This window comes from Desulfolithobacter dissulfuricans (assembly GCF_025998535.1).
GTDB lineage: Bacteria > Desulfobacterota > Desulfobulbia > Desulfobulbales > Desulfobulbaceae > Desulfolithobacter > Desulfolithobacter dissulfuricans.
On the sequence record NZ_AP024233.1, the window covers coordinates 176,807 to 195,231 of the forward strand.

Genomic DNA, 18,425 nt, shown 5'->3' on the forward strand with positions numbered 1-18,425 from the left:
GGGACCGTGATATGCAGGGGAGTGGAATTTGTATCCACTCCCTTTTTTTTTGTGGCTTTTGTGCTCCTGTCCCCTGGAGTCAGATCCCGACTTCAGGTACGTTCAAACCGGTTCCGTTCCATGGTGCGAACCTGTCCCGGTCTCTCCCAGGGGCAGCCGGATGATAAAGGTGGTTCCCTCGCCGGGGATGCTGGAGCAGACCAGCTGGCCTCCATGCTTCTCTGTTACCACGCTGTGAGATATGGCCAGCCCCTGGCCCGAGCCCTTGCCCACATCCTTGGTAGTGAAAAAGGGATCAAATATCTTGTCCTGGATCTCCGTGGGGATGCCGGAACCGTTGTCACGGATCACTATTTCCGCCCAGCCGTCCCGAACCCGGGTGGAGATGTGGATCACGCCCCGATCCATATCTGTTTTCCGGATCTTGTCGTCAACGGCATGGGCGGCGTTGACCAGCATGTTGAGGATGACCTGGCCCATCTCATCGGTCAGGCAGGGAACCGGAGGTAGATTCTCGTCCAGGGCGGTCTCCAGGTCAGCCACGTACTTGTACTCATTTCTGGCCACCGTGGTGGTGGTGATTATGAGTTTGTTAAGGTCGGTGGGCTCTTTTTCCCTGCTGCCGGGATGGGAGAATTCCTTCATGGCCTGGACAATAGCGGTTACCCGGCGGACACCCTCCCGTGACTGGTCGATGGCCTGGGGGATCTCTTCCTGGAGAAATTCCCAGTCGGTCTCTTCCAGGGTCTTTTGCAGGGCTTCGAGCTCCTCTTCGGAAAGGTCCTGGTCTGCAGCCTTCCTGATACAGCGGGTGACCTGTTCCATGAGCCGGGTGATATCAGCAAAACTCTCGCCGAGAAAATCGAGGTTGGTACTGACATACTGGGTCGGGGTATTGATCTCATGGGCAATGCCGGCGGCCAGCTGCCCCACGGCCTCCAGTTTCTGGGCATGGAGCAGCTGGGTCTGGAGGTGGTCGCGTTCTTTTTCGGTCCGGATCCGTTCGGTGATATCCCGCACCACGGCGATAAACCGGCCTTCCTCGCCCTCGGGTACCACATACTGGCAGAGGACTTCCACTGGAATCTCGACCCCGTCGCGGTGCCTGAGACGGGTCATCATGGTCAGCGATTCCTGCTCCCCCTGGACCAGGGGTGCCAGTATCTTCCGCACGGTCTCCTCGTCCAGGTCCGGGCTGATATCCAGCGGTGTCATCACGCTGAGCTCATCGGCCGTGAAACCGGTATGTATTTCCGCCCCGCGGTTGGCATAGATGAAATGGAGACTGTCTGGATCAAACATGAAGACCGCGTCCTTTGTCTGGTCCAGGGAGAGCTTGAAGTTGGTGAGCCTGTTTTCGGCCCGTTTCCGTTCCATCAGTTCCTCGTCCAGCTGGTGCATGGTCTGGCGCAGCTGGCTGTTGAGGTGGCGGAAGTAGAGGGTTGTCGAGCCGGCAGCTATGATCAGGACAAGGAGCAGGAGGAGGAAATACCAGTATTTTTCCAGGATGTCCCGGGCCGTGATCCGGCCCAGATCGGCATAAGGTCCGATACCAAGTTCCTTGAGGCACTCGTGCACCGGCTGGTAATTGAGAGGAATGGTCCAGCCGGCCATGTGGGCTGCCCTGGCCGCCGGGTCGTCCGGGGACATCTGCAGGAGGATGATGGCGATCTTCTGGGCAAACTCGGCCGGTACATGCTGCAGCTTGGCAATGGGCCATTCGGGATAGAGGGCTGTGCTCAGGAGAAAGGGAAACGATTGCTCCTTGCAGGTCTGGTCATGGAGAACCCGGATGTCGGTCAGGTTGATCTTGCCCTCCAGGGCCATCCGTTCCAGGGTATCCGTGCGCACGGTACCCACATCCACCTCCTGGTTCAGGACCGCGTAGACCACGGCATCGTGGGTGCCGCCGAATCTGAGCTCGGCAATGTCGCGCCGGGGATCGATGCCGTGGCGGAGCAGGTGACGCCAGGCCATCTGCCAGCCACCGAAGGACTGTCTGGCCACTGCCATGAATCGTTTCCCGCGCAGATCTGCATAGGAGGTGATGTCGCCTCGGTCTGCCCGGGAGAAGATCACCCCGCCGAATCGGGTCAGGACCCGGTTGAGCCGGCGGTTTTTCAGGGTGGCGATCCGGCTGATATTGAATTCTTCTTCCAGGCTTACATAAAACGACGGGTTGGTCAGGATGAAGTCCACGCTTCCGTTGCTCACCGCCGGGGCCAGTTCGTTGAAATCCAGCGGGACGATGGTGAAACGGAAATCCGGCATGTTCTTGTGGAGATATCTGGCGGTTGGGCTCCATTTTTCCAGGCATTTTTCCTTGCCCCGCTTGGCCAGTACCCCGATCCTGACCAGGCCCTGGTCGGACTCCACCCGGGCCTGGCCCACGCCCGGGACCAGGAGAAAAGAACCGATCAGCAGGTAGCAGATAACTCCACTCGTCCAGGCCGGGAAGATCCTGCCCAGGCTGGCCTGGAGCAAAGAGAATGTGTTACGCATCTTCATTCTTCCATACTCCTTTCTTCGAGCAAGTTCCAGAAACCCTGCCACTGGTCCCCCTGTCCAGCCAGCCCGAGTCGGTCCAGGTAAGCTTCGTCGAGCTCTGGTACGCAGCCCGGTAGCAGGGAACCGTTGTTTTGGTGGTAGAGTACATCGGCAATATGAACGGCCAGGGCCGGGCTGAAGCTCTCTTCGGGAAAGTCGCTGAGCCGGTGGTGAAAGCCGATGGCCTCGATCACCGGCGATGGCAATCCCCAGAGTCCGAGTAGATAGGCTCCCACGTCGTCATGGCTGGCCTGGAAGATCTCTTTTTCCGCCATGTGCAGACATATCTCCCGCTCCCCGGCCAGCCGCACGGCCTGTTCAAACTGATCGGGCAGGGTGGAGAGAAGAATCAGTTTGCCGATGTCATGGAGGATGCCGGCAATGAAGCTGTTGTCAGCCAGTTCCCTGTTATCGGACTTGGATATGGCAATTTCCCTGGCGAGCCTGCCGGTTTTCAGGCTGTGTTCCCAAAGGGCGTCCACGGAAAAGAACGAGGAGGTGGTCTTGAGCTCGGTAAAAACCTGGACCCCGAGGACCAGGGCCTTGATGGTGTCCAGGCCCAGCAGGTTGACGGCCCGGCTTGGGCTGTCGATGGTTTTGTAGAGACCGAAAAAGGCCGAGTTCACCAGCTGCAGCACCTTGGCGCTCATGGCGAGATCCTGTTCAATAAGGTGGGCCACGTCCTGGATGGAGGAATCTGGATCGCGCAGCAGCCGCTGGAGGTCGGCATAAAGGGAGGGCAGGCTGGGCAGGGAACCCAGCCGCGAGATCAGGATCTTCAGTTGATCGTTGGTTATCAAGTCATGGAGGGCCGTGGCCCTGTCCAGTACGGCTTTGAGCTGTTCAGGGGAACAGGGTTTGGAGAGGAACTGATGGACCACCCCGACGGTCCGCAGGATCGCCTTTTCATCGGCATGGCCTGTGAGCATGATCCGGATGGCATGGGGGTAGGTTTCCTGGATCAGGGTGAGCAGCTCGGCACCGTCCATTCCCGGCATGCGCATGTCCGAGACCACCACGTCAAAGGGTTCTTCCGCCATGACCTTGAGGGCCTCCCGGCCACTGTCGGCAAAGGCCAGGACCCACTGGTGGCGCATGGGGCGCAGCATGCGGCGCAGCCCAGAGAGAATATTTGGTTCGTCATCGACAAAGAGTATTCTTTTTTTGCTCATCGCTCTTGTTCATGGCCCTCCCTGGCATTGACAGAAAGGGGAGGGATTGCAGGTTCATGGTGATACGTGATGCCCTGATCTCAGCACTCGTTGTTCCGGTTCAGAGCCTCCGCCACGGTCCGGGCCAGGACTGGGAGGGAGAGCGGCTTGGGCAGCACGTCGTGGATACCGGAGTTTCCGGCCTTTTCCTCTGTCGTGCGGGTGCCGTATCCGCTGCAGAGAAGGACTGGGAGATCGGGACGGATGTCGATCATCTGTTCGGCCAGCTCCGTGCCCAGCAGACCCGGCATGGTCTGGTCCGTTATTACCAGATCGAACCGCTGTGGATCGCGGCAAAAGGTCTCCAGGGCCAGGCGACTGTCGGTCTCTCCGGTGACCTGGTATCCCAGGTGGGCCAGCATGCGGATCCCCAGGTCCACCAGCATCGGGTCATCATCGATAAAAAGTATCCGTCCCGCCCCGGCGGTAGGAAAGGGTAGGCGAATCTTCCTTTACCGCTTCCTGGCAGGTGGTGGGAAAGTAGAGCTTGAATGTGGTCCCGTCGCCCGGCGTTGAGGTGACGGTTATGGTTCCGCCTGTCTCCTTGACTATGCCATGGACCACGCTGAGTCCCATGCCGGTTCCCTGGTCCTTGGGCTTGGTGGTGAAAAAGGGGTCAAAGATTCGTTCCATGGTCTGCTCGTCCATGCCGCAGCCATTATCCCTGACGGTGAGCTCCAGATAGCATCCCGGTTCAAGTACCTCCGGTAACCCGGGCCTGGATCCGTTCACCAGGACCGGAGTCAACCGGAGATCGATATGTCCTTTTTCCCCTTCCATGGCCTGGAAACTGTTGGTACAGAGATTCATGATCACCTGGTGGATCTCCGTGGGTGAGGCCAGGATCTTTTCACTGTCCACAGTGGATTGAAAGGAAATATCAATGGTGGCCGGCAGGCTGGCCCGCAGCAGCTTGATCACCTCCTTGATAATCGGGGTCATGGAAACGGGCTGTTTCTCCCGGGTTGACTTGCGGCTGAAGGTCAGGATCTGGGCTACCAGGTCCCGGGCCCGACAGCAGGCCGTGCGGATCTGGTCCAGATCATCCTCGATGTACTCCTGCTGCCTGCTTTTCAGGAGGGCCAGTTCGGTAAAACCGAGGATAGCCCCGAGAATGTTATTGAAATCATGGGCAATGCCCCGGCCAGCGTACCGATGGCCTCAAGCTTTTGCGCCTGATGCAGCTGGGCGGTACGTTTTTTGATTTCTTTTTCCAGGTGGTGCTGGTAGCGTCTGTTTTCCCGGATCAGCGAGGCCCGTTCCATGGCCTGGGAGATGGCCTGTTTGATTACCTCCATGTCGTCGATGGGTTTGGTGATATAGTCCCAGGCACCAATACGGATCGCCTTGATGGCATCGGTCAGTGTACCCATGCCGGAGACGATGATAACCGGGGTGTCCGGGGCTTCCCTCCGGATATGGGCCAGGATGTCCAACCCGCCGAGTCCCGGCAGGCAGAGGTCGGTGAGAACAACATCGGGTCTGCGGGTCCTGAAGGCATTGAGGCCGGCGTGGCCGTCACCGGCCTGGATGACGGTATACTGCTGTTCTTGCAGATACAGCGCAATCACCTTGCGGATGAGTGGATCGTCCTCAATGATCAGGATGGACAGTTTCTGGATATCGCCCTCTGGAAGAGCGGTTTGTCGTGTCGTAGGCATGAAACCGAACCTTCTCCCGGCTACCATGAAAAATTGTCTTTTCGCTTGATCTCGGTGTTCCAGGAAAAATTTTATCCCCGGAACAGTACGCACAGGCCTGTGGTAAAATTTTTCTCAATCCTTGAGCTCAAACGAAAATTCTAGTTTTTCAAAATAGCCTCCCATGGGTTGGCCAGCAGGTGGCGTGGCATGGCATGCGGGCATGTGATACCGGAGCCGAGGCTGATAGCAACTTCGGAACCGTCGATGCTCCGGGAATGAACCCTATATTTTATTGTGGCACATCCTGGGGTGAAAAGGCAAATATTTAGCCTGTGATTATCTTCAATATCGGATAGTTGCGTTTCGAAGGCCATGGTGTTTCGGGGATGATTCCTCAAAACCATTGGCCTGGAGAGTTTTTGCGCATGGAGTTACAAATGGAAAGAGTGATTGTATCGTTTTGCTGGTTGAAAAAAAATCTGCCTTCAGGCGGGAAACTGCCGGAATATGCCTCTGAACTGGCCTCGGGGATGGATGTGGCCGCCGCCCTGGATGAGCCTTTGACCCTGGAGCCCGGAGAACGGGCGCTGGTGCCCACAGGTTTTGGCCTGGCGATTCCGGCCGGGTTCGAGGTCCAGGTCCGTCCCAGATCCGGGTTGGCGGTAAAGCATGGCCTGACGGTGATCAACGCCCCTGGTACCATCGATGCCGATTATCGGGGCGAGATCAAGGTAGCCCTGGTCAACCTGGGTCGGGAACCCTTCACCATTCACCCGGGGGACCGCATTGCCCAGCTGGTCCTGGCTCCGGTCTGCCAGGCCCGGCTTGAGGTGGTGGAGACGCTGGATGTTACCGACCGGGGTAGTGGTGGATTCGGACACACCGGGGTATGAGCATGCGCTGCTGCGTTCTGGGGAGTGGTTCCAGGGGCAACTGTACCCTGGTGGAGTCCGGTGGTACCCGGCTGCTTATCGATGGCGGATTCTCGGGCCGGGAGATCGCCCGGAGGCTTGAGCTGATCGGCCACTCGGTGGACCGTCTGACCGCGATCCTGGTCACCCATGAACACAACGATCATATCAGCGGGGTCGGGGTTCTGTCCCGTCGCTGCAGCCTGCCGGTCTGGGCCAATGGCCCGACCCACCGGGCCTCCTCGTCGAGGATGAAAAAACTCTTCTGCCGCCGGGAGTTCGCCACCGGCGAGCGTTTCACCATCAATGGTCTTGAAATCCATCCCTTTGCCGTCTCCCACGATACGGTGGATCCGGTGGGTTTTGTTATCAGTGACGGGCATCATACCCTGGGCTATTGTACCGATACCGGGCGGATTACCCGGCTTATCAGCCATCATCTGAGTCGCTGCCAGGGTCTCATCCTGGAGGCCAACCATGATCCGCAGATGCTCATGGATGGCCCCTATCCCATGCCGCTCAAACAGCGGGTGCGTTCCAGCCAGGGGCACCTGGCCAACGGTGAAGCCGGCTCCTTCCTTCGCCAGATCTGCCAGGCCTCGTTGCGCCAGGTGATCCTGGCCCATTTGAGCGAGACCAACAACGAGCCCCGTCTGGCCCTGGAGACTATCCAAAACAGTCTGGGCGACCTGGAGCACGGGCTGGTGCTCACCGTCTCGACCCAGGACCGGCCGACCCCGCTTATCACTATCTGATTACCATCAATCTTCAGCATTGAAGTCGGTGTCGGTCTCACTTGTTTCACGGGACGCCATAAACCCGTCCCTGGGGGCTTGACTGTGGCCATCCAGGCCACAGACACCCGTGAAACAAGTGAGGCCGACACCTTCATCCATCGGTGGCTGAATTTCAGTGGTAATCACATATCACTATATGAATATGGAGGTCAGCCTCTGGGATGGAACCGCTGGTGAATGGCCTTGAGGCGGTTTTTGTCGACCTGGGTATAGATCTGGGTGGTGGTGATGTCGCTGTGGCCAAGCATCATCTGGACGGCCCGCAGATCGGCGCCTCCGGCCAGTAGATGGGTGGCAAAGGAGTGGCGCAGCATGTGCGGGCTGACCCGTTGGCGGATGCCGGCGTTTCTTGCTGCCTCGGTGATGATCTGCCAGAACCGGTTGCGGGTCATGGCCCGTCCTCGGGTGGTGACGAAAAACAGGGTGGAGGGCCGGTTTTTAAGCAGCAGGGGGCGGCCCTGCTCCAGGTAGGTGGTTAACCGTTCCCGGGTGATTTCATCAAAGGGAACCATTCGCTCCTTGTTGCCCTTGCCGAGAACACGCACATGACAGCTGGTAAGGTTGCAGCTGCGCAGTGGCAGGTTGACGAGCTCCGAGACCCGGATGCCGGTGGCATAGAGAAGGTGGAGCATGGCATGGTTGCGCAGGACAAGGGGGGTCGGGGCCGGCGGCAGGGTCAGCAGCCGGTCCACCTCGGAGATGCTCAGGGCCTTGGGCAGGCTGCGGCCCGTCCGGGGCGGATCGATATCCAGGACCGGATTGGTGCTCAGTACGCCCTGGCCGCTGAGAAAGGCAAAAAACGAGCGCAGGGCGGCCAGTCGCCGGGCGTTACTTCGCGAACCAATGCCCTGTTTGTGGCAGTGAAGGAAAAAGTCCCGGATGTGGCTGGTGGTGATCTCGGCCGGATCGGTGATCTGTCGGCTCAGAAAATCGAGGAAAAAATGCAGGTCCGAGCCATAGGCCTCGATGGTATGGGGCGCCAGTCTCTTCTGGACCGTCAGGTACGAGAGATAGCTGTCTAACAGATTCTGGAAAGCAGTTTTGCTCAGGGGCAATGCGGGGGTTGAAGAATAAAAAAAAGGTCTGCCCGGCCAGGCAGACCTTTTCCGTACTAGTACCGGCTTCTCATCCGGTTGTACTTGCGAAGCTTGCGCAGGGCTTCGGCCTTTTTGCGACGGCGTTTGATACTGGGTTTTTCGTAGTATTCACGCCGTTTGAGTTCGCGTTTGATGCCATCGATCTGCAGTTTCTTTTTCAGCTGTCGGATGGCATACTCAAGGTCGCCCCGTACTTCTACTTCGATCATTGGAAATCACATCCTTTGCTGGCGGCAGGCCGCCGGTTAAGTGGTTATGAAATAAGTACCTGAATATGTCAATTTATTCCGGGGGGAGGCTGTTGTCAATAGGAAAATTCCCTGGCCGTTCAGCCAGTTCGGCGAAAAGCCCTCCCTCCCCGCATATCCGGTGTCTCACTGGTACCGGGTGGGGTCGGGGACACCGGCCCTGGCAAAACCCTGTTTTCGCAGGATGCAGGAATCGCAGCGACCGCAGGCGTATCCCTCCGGTGAGGGATCGTAACAGCTGTGGGTCATGCCGTAATCCACCCCCAGTTCCATGCCCTTTCTGATGATATCCGCCTTGCTCATGTGCAGAAGCGGGGTCTTGATCCGGATCCTGGTGGTACCTTCGACTCCGGCTTTGGTGGCCAGGTTGGCCATCTTTTCAAAGGCGCTGATGAATTCCGGTCGGCAGTCGGGATAGCCGCTGTAGTCAATGGCGTTGACCCCGATGAATATGGAATCCGCCCCCAGAACCTCGGCCCAGCCCAGGGCAAAGGAGAGAAAGATGGTGTTGCGGGCCGGGACATAGGTTACCGGGATTTCACCTTCTTCGTGGCCAGGGTGGTCCGCCTTGGGGACCTCGATATCGTCGGTGAGGGCGGAGCCGCCGATATCTCGCATGTTGATGTCGATGACCAGATGTTCTTCGACTCCCATGAGGTGGGCAAGCTTTCTGGCCGCCGCCAGTTCCTGCATGTGGCGCTGCCCGTAGCGGAAACTGAGGGCATGGACGGAGTAGCCCTCGGCCCGGGCCAGGGCCAGCACTGTGGTGGAGTCGAGGCCGCCGCTGAAAAGAATCACTGCTTTTTTTTCCTGCTGCTCCATGGCTGGTGTCTATACTCCTCTTGTGTTGGGGTCCCAGATGATCTTGTGGAGCTGCGCCTGGAGCCGTACTTCCAGGCTGTCCTCAAGGATCCACCGGGCCAGGGTGGCGTGGTCCAGTTTGTTCGCAATGGCTGAAAGCAGGATGGTGGTCCCGCGCAGGGCGGGCCCGACCCGCCGAATAATCTCCCGGGCCCACTCATAGTCGTGTCGGTCACCGAGGACGAATTTGATTTCATCGGCGGGAGTGAGACGGTGGAGATTTTCCAGGTCGTTTTGCTCCACCTCGCCGCTGGATGGACATTTCAGGTCCATGATCCGTATACAGCGGCTGTCCACCTGGCTGATATCCAGGCTGCCGTTGGTCTCCAGCAGTACCCGGTACCCGCAGTCCAGTAGGCGGCGGACAAGTTCCGGGGTTTCTTCCTGCAGGAGCGGCTCGCCACCGGTGATCTCCACAAGGGAACATCGGTGGAGCCTGAGCTGGTGTTCGATCTGCTCCAGAGTCATCGGTCGCCCCTGGTCAAAGGCATACCGGGTGTCACAATAGGTGCAGCGGAGGTTGCAGCCGGTGAGGCGGACAAAGATACAGGGCAACCCGGCATAGGTCGATTCACCCTGGATACTGTAAAATATTTCATTGACCACGAGTGCCATGTTCAATCGTCGCCCGTCTGGAGTTCCTGCCGGGGAAATATCTTGCCCGGGTTAAGTATGTCGTTTGGATCAAAGAGGTTCTTGATTTTTTGCATGAGCGCAAGGGCAGTGGGGTCGAGTTCCTGGGCGAGAAAGGACGACTTGGTGATGCCGATACCATGTTCCCCGGACAGGGTGCCCTGGAGCTTGAGGACCCGGGTGAAGAGCTCCTCTCTGGCCTTGAGAGCTCGCTCAAGCTCAGCCTGGTCGGTTTTGTCCAGCATGATATTGACGTGGATATTGCCGTCGCCGGCATGGCCGAAGGTGAGGATGGTCAGCTCGAGTCGCTGGCTCAGTTCGGTGGTGAACCGGACCAGCTCGGGAATCCTTGAGCGCGGGACCACCACGTCCTCGCTGATCTTGTGGGGCCTGATGGCAAAGGTGGCCGGGGATATGGCCCGGCGAGCCTGCCAGAGTTCCCGGATCTCGTCATCGTCTGTCGCCTGGCGATACGAGATCTTCCTGTCGGCAAGAAACCGGAGCAGCCTTCGGCTCTGGTCGGACACCTCGGTCTTGCTGCCATCCAGCTCCACCAGCAGCAGGGCCTCGGTGGACTTGGGCAGGGGGAGGGAAATCCTGTCCGCCACCACGCTGATGGCTGTTTTGTCCATGTACTCCAGGGTGCAGGGCGAGAGGCCGGATTGAATGATTTCCGCCACCAGGCCGGTGGCGCGAGACAGGGAGTCCAGGGTCAAGAGAAAGGTGGTCCTGGCCTCCGGGGCCGGCAGAAGCCGCAGGATCAGCCTGGTGAAGATCCCCAGGGTGCCTTCGGAGCCGGCGAAGAGATGGGTCAGGTCATAGCCGGTCACCCCCTTTTCGGTGCGGACCCCGGTCCGCATGATCTCTCCGGTGGGCAGGACCACTTCCAGGCCCAGGAGAGAGTCGCGGGTTACGCCATATTTCACCGCGCTCGGGCCACCGGCGCATTCTGCCACGTTGCCGCCGATGGTGCAGAATTTCAAGCTGGCAGGGTCCGGGGCATACATGAGTCCATGGTGACGGACAGCTTCCTGCAGCTCACCGGTGATGACCCCGGGTTCCACCACACAGAGCATGTTGTCCGCATCGATCTCCACGATCCGGTTCATCCGGCTGCAGGCCAGAACCACGCCGCCCCGCACCGGCAGGGAGCCGCCGGTCATGCCGCTGCCCGCCCCCCGGGCAACCACCGGAAACCGGTGCTGGTTGGCCAGGCGAAGGATGGCCGCCACCTGCGTCGCCCGGTCGGGAAACAGGACCACCTCAGGCATGAAGGCCTGACCGCTGGCGTCATAACTGTAGCAGGCAAGTTCTTCCGGCGAGGTCAGGCAGTGTTCCTGGCCGACAATGGCTGCCAGCTGCTTACAAAGGGATTTTTCCATGGTCGCCAAGGTAGCGTAAAACGAAACGATGGACCAGCATTAAAGAGGGGATGACAGGGTAGAATTGAAAAAAACAGGGTCCAACCGGGCGCAGGCCACGGGAATGGTGGGATGATTGCGTTGAGGGAATCCATTTTCTGGAAGAACGCAGACCTGTCGGCAACCGTGCCGGGGAAAAAGCTGGAGGCAGGAGCCGGTCCCGCCTCCAGCTTACACTTTCGGTTTCTCAGGATACGCCATGCTGGCGGAGGAAGCTTGAATAGCGCTTGTCGGTCTTCATGATGTGGTTGACCAGCCAGTCCTTGAGGAACTCCAGCAGGGACATGTCCAGCTCTGCCCCGGCATGGAACTGCTGCTGGAACTCAACGACCTGCTTGACCAGTTTTTCATGCACGTTTTTATGCTGCTTCGTTTCACTGTAGCCATACTGGTCGAAGAGTCTTTCTTCGGTCTGGAAATGGGTGGCTGTGTAGTTGACCAGCTCGTCCAGGATCTCACCGGATACCGTACGGTTTTCACCATTGATCACAGCCCGGTAGAGACGGTTGATCAGGTCGACCAGTTTTTTGTGCTGATTGTCGATGGTCTCAATCCCCACAGACAGGGCACTGCTCCAGGCGAAGATAGTATCCTTGCCACTGTCCAGACCGCTTTCCTGGAGCGAGGCATCCAGAATTTCCCGGGCAATCTTGAAACGACCGGTCTCCTTCCGGACCTCGTCGACAATGGCGGTGAGCAGCTGGGCGCTGATTTCCACCTGGATACTGCATTTCCGCGAATTATCGGCCAGCTCGCTGACCTCGGAGATATCGCGGGCGATTTCCCCGGCCACAGCCGAACTCTGAGCAACGTTTTCATTGACCTCGCTGATACCCTGGGCCGCCTCGGTCACATTGGCCGAGATATCGCTGGTGACACTGGTCTGTTCTTCCACAGCGGTGGCAATGGAGGAGACGATGTCGTTGACGTCGTTTATCACCTGGGATATCTGCTGGATTTCACCAACCGTGTCGTCGGTGGACTGCTGGATGGAATTGATCCGGTTCTTGATCTCACCGGTGGCCTCGGCGGTCTGTTTGGCCAACTCCTTGATCTCATTGGCCACGACCGCAAATCCCTTGCCGGCCTCACCGGCCCGGGCTGCCTCGATGGTGGCGTTCAGGGCCAGGAGGTTGGTCTGTTCGGAAATTTCGGTGATTACCTCGGTGACCTTGGAGATTTCCCGGGCCGCCTCGCCCAGGGTGTTGACCTTTTCTGAGGAGCTTTCCGCATACCGGACCGCCTCCTGGGTAATACGGCTGGCCTTGTCGGTGTTGCCGGCGATTTCCCTGACTGCCGAGGACATCTCCTCCACCGCAGTGGCGACAATGTTGACATTGTTGGCCGCCTGCTCGCTGGCCATGGAAACCGTGTTCATGTTGACGCTCATTTCCTCGGTGGCCGCGGCTACAGCGGTGGCCCGCTCGGCCGACTGGAGGGCGTCGCCCGACATCTCCTCGGCCGCCTTTTCAAGATCCCTGGATGTGGAGCTGAGTCGACTGCTTTCAGCAGTGACCTTGCCGATGAGCTGCTGCAGGCTGACGACCATGTCATGGAGGGCGGCCAGCAGGCTGGACTGGTCGCCGGGCTGTTTGCTGATCTCGATATCCAGGTCTCCCCCGGCGATCCGCCGGGCCATGTTCACCATGCTGGTCGGCTCGCCGCCCAGGAGCCGGAGAATCGAGCGGGCATTGAGCATCAGGATGATGATGACAATGGCCAGCCCACCCAGGCTGCCGAAGACGAACAGCCGGCGCATCTGGGAGACCATTTTCGAGTTGGCCTGCTTGATATCGTCACGAATGGTCTGGGCCGTGGTCTGGATATCCTGGCGCAGATCGGCGATAACAGTGTTTATGGCGGTGAGGATCTCGGAGGATTCCCGGCCGAGAATGGTTTCGATCTGCTCTTCGTTGGATTCGATCAGTTCCTCGAAGTGTTCCTGCATGGTCGCGGCTTTGGCCCGGGCCGAGGTCATGTCCAGGGCCAGGTAGACCATCCCCAACTTGTCTCCGTCGGATTCCACCTGCTGGCCGATAACCAGTACATCAGGGTCATCCTGGGCTTTCTTGATGATCACGTCGATATCCGGCCGTCCTTTCTCAGGCAGATAGGATTTGAGCTTTTCGTTCCTGCGGTTCAGGTAGCGGGTCAGCGGTCGGCCGGAGAGATCCTGGTAGAAGACAAAGACCACGTTTGGATTCTTGTGGGCCCCGCGCACATACTGGTTGAGGGCGGCGTAGTCCTTGGCAAGCAGTGCCGGGCCGGCCATCTGGGCCAGGAGCAGGGCCACGGTCTGGCCGTTTTGCCGCCGCATCTGCCGGAGCTCTTGCTGGATGGAATCCGCTGTCTCGGTCAGGGCGTCACGGGAGGCCCTGGTCAGGGCCTCCTTGACCGAGTCTCTCATCTGCCGAAGTTTTTTTTGATGATGGGAAGCAAGCTTTTCCAGGTCAGAGTTGACCATTTCGGCGAGCTGGTCGAAGCCGGCGCCGATCTTGTCGTTCATCACCAGGCTGGCGCGGTTTTGCATGACGACAATATAAGTGATCGCGCCAACGATGCAAAGTGTCATGGCAACGGCGACAGGAGCTATGAGCTGTATTCGGAAATTATTGCGCAGGAATGATTTCATAAGCTTCCTCTATCCTGAAAATTCAGTATTGCATTTGATAGCTTTTGCAAAAAGTGTATCACCTCGATGACACCTTGTGAAGGTGTTTTGTGGAAAAATGATTGGAGAGCGGAAAAGTCATGGTAGGAAATTTTCCTTGAGGCATAATGGCAGATGAAAAATCCACCTTTGAAAAAAACATGGGGAGTGAGGAGATGAAGAAATTGCGTCTGGCACTGCTCGCCGGCGGCACCTCCGGCGAGCGCGAGGTGTCTCTCAAGGGAGCGGCCGAGGTGGAAAAGGCTCTGGATCCGGCAAAATACAAGGTGGTTCGCTATGATCCGGCCACCGACCTGGCCCGGCTTGCCGCCGAGGCGAATGAGCTCGATGTGGCCTTTATCCTCCTGCACGGCCTGCATGGGGAAGACGGGACCATTCAGGGTTTTCTGGACCTGCTGGGTGTTCCCTATCAGGGGGCGGGGGTGCTTGGCAGCGCGCTGGCGATGGATAAGAACCTGGCCAAGGCTCTCTACCGTCTGCACGGGCTACCGGTAGCCCCGTGGGAGATGGCCAGACCAGCGGATATCACCGACCCGAAGCGGTTGCTCGCCACCCTCAGACTGCCGCTGGTGGTCAAGCCGGTCCGCCAGGGATCGTCGCTGGGCATGTCCATCGTCCACCAGGCAGGAGATTTACCCCCGGCCCTGGAGCTGGCCTTCACTCATGACACCGAGGTCATGGTGGAGGAATTTGTCAGCGGCACGGAGATAACCGTGGGTGTGCTCGGCAATGACGAGCTCGAAGCCCTGCCGCTGGTGGAGATCATACCGGACAGCCGGTTTGAATTTTTTGATTACGAGGCCAAGTATCAGCCTGGGGCCACCACCGAGATCTGTCCCGCCCGGGTGAGCGATCGGGTCCGGGACCAGGCTCAGAAATACTCCATTCTGGCCCACCGTGCCCTCAAATTGCGGGGCTACAGTCGCACCGACATGATCGTTGCCGGTGAGGAGATCTTTCTCCTGGAGACCAACACCATCCCCGGCATGACCCCCACCAGCCTCTTTCCCCAGGCCGCAGCCGAGTATGGGCTTTCCTTTTCAGCCCTGCTCGACCGTCTCATCGAGCTGGCCCTTGAGCGGCAAACTGGTGGTTGATTCAAGTGCCTGTCTGTCCTGACAAAAAAAGCATGAAGTTTTTCTCTCCATGCCCTTTTTGATGATGACCTGTCGGGAATCCGCGATACTTAAAACCGATTTTCGAAATAGGGCGCAAGCACCTCCGGCAACCGCACGGTGCCATCTTCCTGCTGGTAATTTTCCAGGATGGCCAGCAGAGTACGGCCCACGGCCAGCCCGGAGCCGTTCAGGGTGTGTACCAGGCGGCTTTTTCTGGCCCCTTCGGGCCGGTAGCGGATACCCATGCGCCGGGCCTGGAAGTCAAGGAAGTTGGAGCAGGACGAGATCTCGCGAAAGGTGTTCTGGCCCGGGAGCCAGACCTCGATGTCATAGGTCTTGGTGGCCGAAAAGCCAAGATCACCGGTACAAAGCGTCACTACCCGGTAGGGCAGCTCAAGAAGCTGCAGGACCTCCTCGGCATCGGCCAGCAGGCTTTCCAGCTCCTGGTCAGAGGTCTCCGGGGTACAGAACTTGACCAGCTCCACTTTCTCGAACTGGTGCTGACGGATGAGTCCCCGGGTATCCTTGCCATAGGAGCCGGCCTCGGAACGGAAACAGGGGGTATAGGCGGTGTACTTGATGGGCAGGTCCGTCTCTGCCAGGGTCTCGCCGCTGTGGATATTGGTCACCGGTACCTCGGCGGTTGGGATCAGCCACAGGTCCCAGTCTTCGATCTTGAACAGGTCGTCCTTGAACTTGGGCAGCTGGCCGGTGCCGGTCATGGTTCTGGTGTTGACCATGAACGGTGGCAGGACCTCGGTGTAGCCATGTTTCTGGGTATGGAGGTCGAGGAAGAAGTTGATCAGGGCCCGTTCCAGCCGGGAGGCGAACCCCTTGAGCAGGGCAAAGCGGGCTCCGGCCAGCTTGGCCGAGGTCTCAAAATCCAGGATCCCCAGCTGTTCGCCGATTTCCCAGTGCGGCTTCGGGGTGAAGGTAAACTCCGGCGGGGTGCCCCAGCGGCGAATTTCCACGTTGTCGCTGTCATCCCGGCCAACCGGTACCGAGTCATCGCACAGGTTGGGGATGGAGAGGACGATGCGGTCCAGTTCTTCCTGGACCGTGGCCAGTTCCGCGTCCAGCTTCTTGATGCGGGCGGAAACCTCCCGCATTTCCACGATCAGCGGTTCTGCCTTCTCGTGTTCCCCCTCTTTTTTGAGCCGGGCGATTTCCCGCGAGACAGTGTTGCGCCGATTTTTGAGGTTTTCCACTTCGGCCAGCAGGTCGCGCCGCCGGCTGTCGGTACGGGCAAATGCATCGATGAGTGCCGGATCCAGGCCCCGGCGGATGGTTTTTTCACGGACCAGTTCCAGGTTTTCCCGGAGAAAACGTAGTTCAAGCATGATTTTTGTTTATGTGACTCTGTTATGCCGGCAGGACCGGACAGGATCGAAGGGAATGACGACTGTTTTTCTATCACGGCCGCCTGGTCAGCGCAATGTTAAATCTTTTCTCTGTTCGATGGTAAGAGGCCACAGGCCCCTATCTTCGGATTCCCGCTTACCTGCGGCCAGTCGCTCCTGCACAGGTCCGGGACACCTGCGACGATGTGCGGCCACCCAACCGGCTGACATGGTCTGCAGGCAGACGGTTTGTTTCCTCCGGTCACCGCCTGTCCGGGACGTGCGGCAAAATACCCTCATCATGTGGATTCAGGTTTTGCTTTTGAGGCTTTGATTTGCTACCTTAACCTGGAGCCTGAATCAGTGAACCTGAAATTTCGCCGCCGCCAGGTAAGCGAAAACTCAGGGAAGAGGCCCTTTTTTTAGAGTGACGCTCTGTCAAAGGGTTGATGACGCAGCGGATGTGGTGAAATTCCAGATCCCGAAGGGCGGCATCACATTACGACAGGTGACTTGCAACACCCTATGGCACCTGTCCTTTTTGATTTTGATTCAAAAGACAGATAACAAAAAAGCAATAATTTTTCCGTCATTGATTCAGGTGGAAAACAACGGGCAACAATGGTCGATGGCCCACCCGTGGTATTGCTGCTCAAGTTGGGTGATTTTCTCTTTTTTCTGTTGATGGAGTGTTCGTTTCTGTCGTGACTTCGACCAGTTTCAATAACGGCCTGGTGCTGTTTCTCTCCGAGCTGCGGCGCTCGATCCGGGGCCTTGGCCTGGCCGTCATGGTCATGACCGTGGTCCTGTTTATCGGCTCTTCGGGTTTAATTTCGGTATTCCAGGAACATCTGCATGAGAAACTCTATTTTTTCTCGGTGGCGGGTCCGTTCCTGGCCCATGTGAAGATTGCCTTTTTCGGTGCACTCTACCTGTTGATGCCGTGGATCATGTATGTGCTCTGGAAGGCCCTGGGCGCGCCCTTCGGGGTTCGGGGTAAAAAGCTCTTCTGGTTTGTGTTCGCCACCTGTTTGCTCTTTTATGCCGGCACCATCTTCTGCTACATGGTCACCCTGCCGCTGGGGGTCAAGTTTCTGCTCGGTTTCCAGTCCCAGGAGCTGCGGCCGGTGATTTCCATTGGCCGGTTTGTCAACTTTGTCACCATCTTCGTCCTGGCCTTCGGCGTCATTTTTGAACTGCCGGTATTCATGATTTTCTGCGCCCAGGTGGGTGTGATCTCCCGCCGCACCTTTGAAAAAAACCGGCGCTATGCCATCCTGGTCATTGCCATCCTGGCCGCCCTGCTGACCCCCACACCGGATGTGGTCAACATGGCCCTCATGGGTGGGCCGCTTTACCTGCTCTATGAGGCGGGTATCCTGGTGATCAGGCTGCTGCGGTTGGATGAAAAACGACAGGAGCGGGCCAAGGCCCTGGCCCTGGTCGGACAGAATCCGGAGGAGGGTAGCCCGGTGTCCAGGCCCGAGCAATAAAACGGACCTCTGGTGTTCAGAACTCCTGGACGGTGATGCCGTGGCGCTGCAGCAGGGCCGTGGTCACCCCGGCCAGGGGGGTGGTTCCACACGATGGGCTGCCGCTTTTTAAAAAGGCCAGGTCTATATCCATCATCTCTGCCAGCAGGAGAACCTGGCGGGCACCACGGATGAAGGCCTCGGTAAGATCCTCCCCGTTCCGGGTCAGGACCCGGGCCCGGCCATCCAGGACCTGGAAGCCATCGCCTCCAATGAGCTCCGCCGGTGGCCGCGGTGTGGGCAGCCCGCCCAGCTGTTCCGGACAGACCGGGATCCAGTGGTACGGGGCCAGGGCTTCCATGCAGGGCCTGGAGTATTTGATACAGCCGTCATAACGGGTGTACAGTCCGGTCAGGCAGGCGCTGACCAGGCATTTTTTTACAGTATGCATAACA

General features: G+C 58.4%; 17 protein-coding genes and 1 pseudogene. 4 read left to right on the plus strand and 14 right to left on the minus strand.

Features of this window, described 5'->3' with window-relative positions; translation table 11 throughout:
• Positions 1–102: 102 nt before the first annotated feature.
• From GF1_RS00750 to GF1_RS00770, 6 genes and pseudogenes are all read right to left on the minus strand, one after another.
• Positions 103–2,502 (minus strand): sensor histidine kinase, encoded by a 2,400-nt coding sequence (locus tag GF1_RS00750; protein ID WP_267927715.1) that lies wholly within the window; start codon positions 2,500–2,502, stop codon positions 103–105.
• Between the two features lie 2 nt (positions 2,503–2,504).
• Positions 2,505–3,719: a response regulator gene (locus GF1_RS00755; protein ID WP_267927716.1), complete on the minus strand. Its 1,215-nt coding sequence runs from the start codon at positions 3,717–3,719 to the stop codon at positions 2,505–2,507.
• Between the two features lie 80 nt (positions 3,720–3,799).
• Positions 3,800–4,144, minus strand: a complete 345-nt coding sequence (locus tag GF1_RS00760) for a response regulator (RefSeq protein WP_267927717.1) — start codon at positions 4,142–4,144, stop codon at positions 3,800–3,802.
• Positions 4,145–4,151: 7 nt separating this feature from the next.
• Positions 4,152–4,700: a sensor histidine kinase gene (locus GF1_RS00765; protein ID WP_267927718.1), complete on the minus strand. Its 549-nt coding sequence runs from the start codon at positions 4,698–4,700 to the stop codon at positions 4,152–4,154.
• Positions 4,701–4,784: 84 nt separating this feature from the next.
• A pseudogene (locus GF1_RS16330) lies at positions 4,785–4,874 on the minus strand (hypothetical protein); the annotation flags it as partial.
• Complete coding sequence (locus tag GF1_RS00770; protein ID WP_267927719.1) at positions 4,832–5,419, minus strand: response regulator; 588 nt, start codon at positions 5,417–5,419, stop codon at positions 4,832–4,834. The pseudogene GF1_RS16330 and the gene GF1_RS00770, both read right to left, overlap by 43 nt.
• A gap of 419 nt (positions 5,420–5,838) precedes the next feature.
• Here GF1_RS00770 and dut point away from each other — a divergent pair, with 419 nt between their 5' ends.
• Positions 5,839–6,294 (plus strand): dUTP diphosphatase, encoded by a 456-nt coding sequence (dut, locus tag GF1_RS00775; protein ID WP_267927720.1) that lies wholly within the window; start codon positions 5,839–5,841, stop codon positions 6,292–6,294.
• On the plus strand, positions 6,291–7,067 hold the full coding sequence (locus GF1_RS00780; RefSeq protein WP_267927721.1) for an MBL fold metallo-hydrolase: 777 nt from the start codon (positions 6,291–6,293) through the stop codon (positions 7,065–7,067). Before dut ends, GF1_RS00780 begins: the two co-directional genes overlap by 4 nt.
• A 191-nt stretch (positions 7,068–7,258) precedes the next feature.
• On the opposite strand, the gene xerD is transcribed toward GF1_RS00780, so the two are convergent.
• The 6 genes from xerD to GF1_RS00810 all read right to left on the minus strand — a co-directional run bounded on the left by xerD (position 7,259) and on the right by GF1_RS00810 (position 14,001).
• Entirely contained in the window at positions 7,259–8,164 is a 906-nt protein-coding gene (gene xerD / locus GF1_RS00785) for a site-specific tyrosine recombinase XerD (protein WP_267927722.1), read from the minus strand.
• A 56-nt stretch (positions 8,165–8,220) separates the two neighbouring features.
• The gene (gene rpsU, locus GF1_RS00790; protein WP_267927723.1) at positions 8,221–8,415 is read right to left on the minus strand and encodes a 30S ribosomal protein S21; all 195 of its coding nucleotides are present in this window, start codon (positions 8,413–8,415) and stop codon (positions 8,221–8,223) included.
• A gap of 165 nt (positions 8,416–8,580) precedes the next feature.
• Entirely contained in the window at positions 8,581–9,276 is a 696-nt protein-coding gene (gene queC, locus GF1_RS00795; RefSeq protein ID WP_267927724.1) for a 7-cyano-7-deazaguanine synthase QueC, read from the minus strand.
• A 9-nt stretch (positions 9,277–9,285) separates the two neighbouring features.
• The gene (locus GF1_RS00800) at positions 9,286–9,930 is read right to left on the minus strand and encodes a radical SAM protein (protein ID WP_267927725.1); all 645 of its coding nucleotides are present in this window, start codon (positions 9,928–9,930) and stop codon (positions 9,286–9,288) included.
• Between the two features lie 2 nt (positions 9,931–9,932).
• Positions 9,933–11,330: an FAD-binding oxidoreductase gene (locus tag GF1_RS00805; RefSeq protein ID WP_267927727.1), complete on the minus strand. Its 1,398-nt coding sequence runs from the start codon at positions 11,328–11,330 to the stop codon at positions 9,933–9,935.
• A gap of 226 nt (positions 11,331–11,556) precedes the next feature.
• The gene (locus GF1_RS00810; protein WP_267927728.1) at positions 11,557–14,001 is read right to left on the minus strand and encodes a bacteriohemerythrin; all 2,445 of its coding nucleotides are present in this window, start codon (positions 13,999–14,001) and stop codon (positions 11,557–11,559) included.
• 194 nt (positions 14,002–14,195) lie between these two features.
• Here GF1_RS00810 and GF1_RS00815 point away from each other — a divergent pair, with 194 nt between their 5' ends.
• The gene (locus GF1_RS00815; RefSeq protein ID WP_267929090.1) at positions 14,196–15,137 is read left to right on the plus strand and encodes a D-alanine--D-alanine ligase family protein; all 942 of its coding nucleotides are present in this window, start codon (positions 14,196–14,198) and stop codon (positions 15,135–15,137) included.
• Between the two features lie 89 nt (positions 15,138–15,226).
• On the opposite strand, the gene serS is transcribed toward GF1_RS00815, so the two are convergent.
• Positions 15,227–16,498 (minus strand): serine--tRNA ligase, encoded by a 1,272-nt coding sequence (gene serS / locus GF1_RS00820; protein ID WP_267927729.1) that lies wholly within the window; start codon positions 16,496–16,498, stop codon positions 15,227–15,229.
• Between the two features lie 704 nt (positions 16,499–17,202).
• Here serS and tatC point away from each other — a divergent pair.
• Positions 17,203–17,991: a twin-arginine translocase subunit TatC gene (gene tatC, locus GF1_RS00825; RefSeq protein ID WP_267927730.1), complete on the plus strand. Its 789-nt coding sequence runs from the start codon at positions 17,203–17,205 to the stop codon at positions 17,989–17,991.
• 16 nt (positions 17,992–18,007) lie between these two features.
• Here the strand turns inward: tatC and GF1_RS00830 are convergent, their stop codons facing one another.
• Positions 18,008–18,421 carry a 2-thiouracil desulfurase family protein gene (locus GF1_RS00830; RefSeq protein ID WP_267927731.1) on the minus strand — a complete coding sequence of 138 codons (414 nt, stop codon included), beginning with the start codon at positions 18,419–18,421 and terminating at the stop codon, positions 18,008–18,010.
• Positions 18,422–18,425 lie beyond the last annotated feature (4 nt).